This is a genomic window from Hymenobacter coccineus (genome assembly GCF_001816125.1).
Taxonomy (GTDB): Bacteria; Bacteroidota; Bacteroidia; order Cytophagales; family Hymenobacteraceae; genus Hymenobacter; species Hymenobacter coccineus.
Genome location: NZ_MDZA01000239.1, coordinates 1 through 2,339, shown reverse-complemented (window position 1 = coordinate 2,339; position 2,339 = coordinate 1). Strand labels below are relative to the sequence as shown.

Here is a 2,339-nt window from a genome sequence, read left to right as displayed (position 1 = left end):
CCCGGCCGAACCCATGCACCCAGCCCTGGCCAAAGCGGCTCGCGCGGCCGCTGGCAACGCGGCCGCCGCGCCCGACGCCCCCGAAACCCGGGAGCGCCTGCGCCAGCTGCTCTACGCCGGGGCCGTGACGGCCGGGGTGCTGGTGCTGGCGTGGCTGGCCAGCTTCAGCTTTGATTTTGCGGCGCCCGTGGACGCCAGCTTGGTGCAGGGGCCCCAAAACCCCGGCGGCTTTCCGGCCCCGCTCATCGGGGCCCTGCGCGCCGACCGCGCCGACTTGCTGCGCAACGACGTGTGGCGCGGGCTGCTGTTCGTGGGCCTGGCGCTGGGCACGCTGTACTTTTACCTGAAGGGCAAGCTGGGCCCGGGTTCGGCCGCGGCGCTGGTGGCGCTGCTGGTGCTAGTGGACCTGTGGAGTGTGGACAAGCGCTACCTCGGCGAGAAAAACTTCCAGCCGACCAGCATCGCTCAGAGCTTTGAGCCCAGCGCGGCCGACCAGGCCGTGCTGCAAGACAAAGACCTGAGCTACCGGGTGTTAAACATCCAGAACCCGTTCAACGAGGCCCAAACGTCGTACTTCCACAAGAGCATCGGCGGCTACCACGGGGCCAAGCTGCGCCGCTACCAGGACCTGGTGGAGCGCGAGATTTCGCCCGAGATGCAGGCCTTGTTCAGCCAAAACGGCGGCGACTTCCGGCGCACGCCGGTGCTCAACATGCTGAACACCCGCTACTACCTGACGGGCAACGAGAAGCAGCCCGTCATCCGCAACCCCGGGGCCCTGGGCAACGCCTGGTTCGTGCGCGCGGTGCAAACCGTGGCCACGCCCGACGCCGAGCTGGCCGCCGTGGCCGCCGGCAACCCCGGCCGCACGGCAGTGGTCGACCACGTGAAATTCCCGGCCGTGCAGGCCGCCACCTACGCCGACACCACGGCCACTATCAGCCTCACCACCTACGCCCCCGACGCGCTGAGCTACGGCTACAACGCCGCCCAGCCAGGCACGGTGGTGTTCTCGGAGGTGTACTACGCCGACGGTTGGAACGCCTACCTCGACGGGAAGCCGACCCCGTACTTCCGCGCCGATTTCGTGCTGCGCGCCATGAACGTGCCCGCCGGGGCCCACAAAATCGACTTCAAGTTCGAGCCTAAAGAGTATGCCACCGGCAACACCGTGTCGCTAATATCCAGCATCGGCCTGGTGCTGGTGCTGCTGGGCGCCGGCGCCTACGTGGCCAAGCGCCAGCCCGAAGCCGACGCAGCTTAGCAGTCCTTTGGCTCCGGGCAACCGGCGAAAAGCCGGCAGCTCGGGCCGTCCCGGTGCCCAAACCCACACCGCCGATGAGCCCCTTCCTCCAGGCACTGCCCGAGCCCGTGGCCGCCGCCCGCGGTGTGCGCCTGCTGCTCTGGCGCGACGACCTGGTGAGCCCCGAGCTGCCCGGCAACAAGGCCCGCAAGCTGAAGTACAACTTGCTGGAAGCGCGGCGCCTGGGCCACGGCCGGCTGCTCACCTTCGGCGGGGCCTATTCCAACCACCTGGCGGCGGTGGCGGCGGCCGGGCGGCTGCACGGCTTTGCCACTGTGGGCTTGGTGCGGGGCGAGGCCGCCGGGGCCCCCAACCCCACCCTGGCCCGCTGCGCCACCGACGGCATGGCCCTGCACTACCTCGACCGCACCACCTACCGCTGCCGCACCGAACCCGCCTTCCTAGCCGAGCTGCAAGCCCGGTTCGGCCCCGCCTACCTGTTGCCCGAAGGCGGCACCAACGCGCTGGCGTTGATAGGCATGGCCGAACTAGCGACCGAAATCCGCCAGCAGGTAGCGTTCGATGCACTGGCCGTGGCCGTGGGCACGGGCGGTACCCTGGCTGGCCTGCTCACCGGCCTACGGGGCCCTGAAAAGGTCGTGGGCGTGGCCGCCTTGAAAAACGGCGGCTTCCTGAAGGACGACATCGACGCACTGACGCGGGAGGCCACCGGGCAGATTTTTGGTAAATACATGCTGGCCAAGGATTACCACTTTGGCGGCTACGCCAAATACTCAGCTGATTTACTGGCGTTCATCCGGCAGTTTGAGGAACGGCACGGGGTGCTGCTCGACCCCATTTACACCGGTAAGCTGCTATTCGGGGTGTTGGATTTGATTGGGCAAGGGTACTTCCCACCGGGCAGCACGGTGGTGGCGGTGCACACCGGCGGCTTGCAGGCCTGGGCCGGGTGGCACGCCCGGTTCGGCGAGCGGCGCTAGAGCCTGTTATGAACTTGTGCCGAAATTCGGGGTATGGCTTACCCCAGCGATGTAAAAGACGACGAATGGACCTTCGTGGCCCCGTACCTGTGCTT

Annotated in this window: 2 protein-coding genes; both read left to right on the top strand. The window is 67.7% G+C overall.

Annotated features, from left to right (window positions below; genetic code table 11):
- The coding region (locus tag BEN49_RS28025; protein WP_369073215.1) for a YfhO family protein at positions 1 to 1,264 on the top strand (1,264 nt) is incomplete at its 5' end.
- 74 nt (positions 1,265 to 1,338) lie between these two features.
- Complete coding sequence (locus BEN49_RS14115) at positions 1,339 to 2,244, top strand: 1-aminocyclopropane-1-carboxylate deaminase/D-cysteine desulfhydrase (RefSeq protein WP_070744417.1); 906 nt, start codon at positions 1,339 to 1,341, stop codon at positions 2,242 to 2,244.
- Positions 2,245 to 2,339 lie beyond the last annotated feature (95 nt).

Excerpts from the sequence above, each read along its gene's own strand:
- BEN49_RS14115 (WP_070744417.1), top strand. The coding sequence starts at position 1,339 with ATGAGCCCCTTCCTCCAGGCACTGCCCGAGCCCGTGGCCGCCGCCCGC.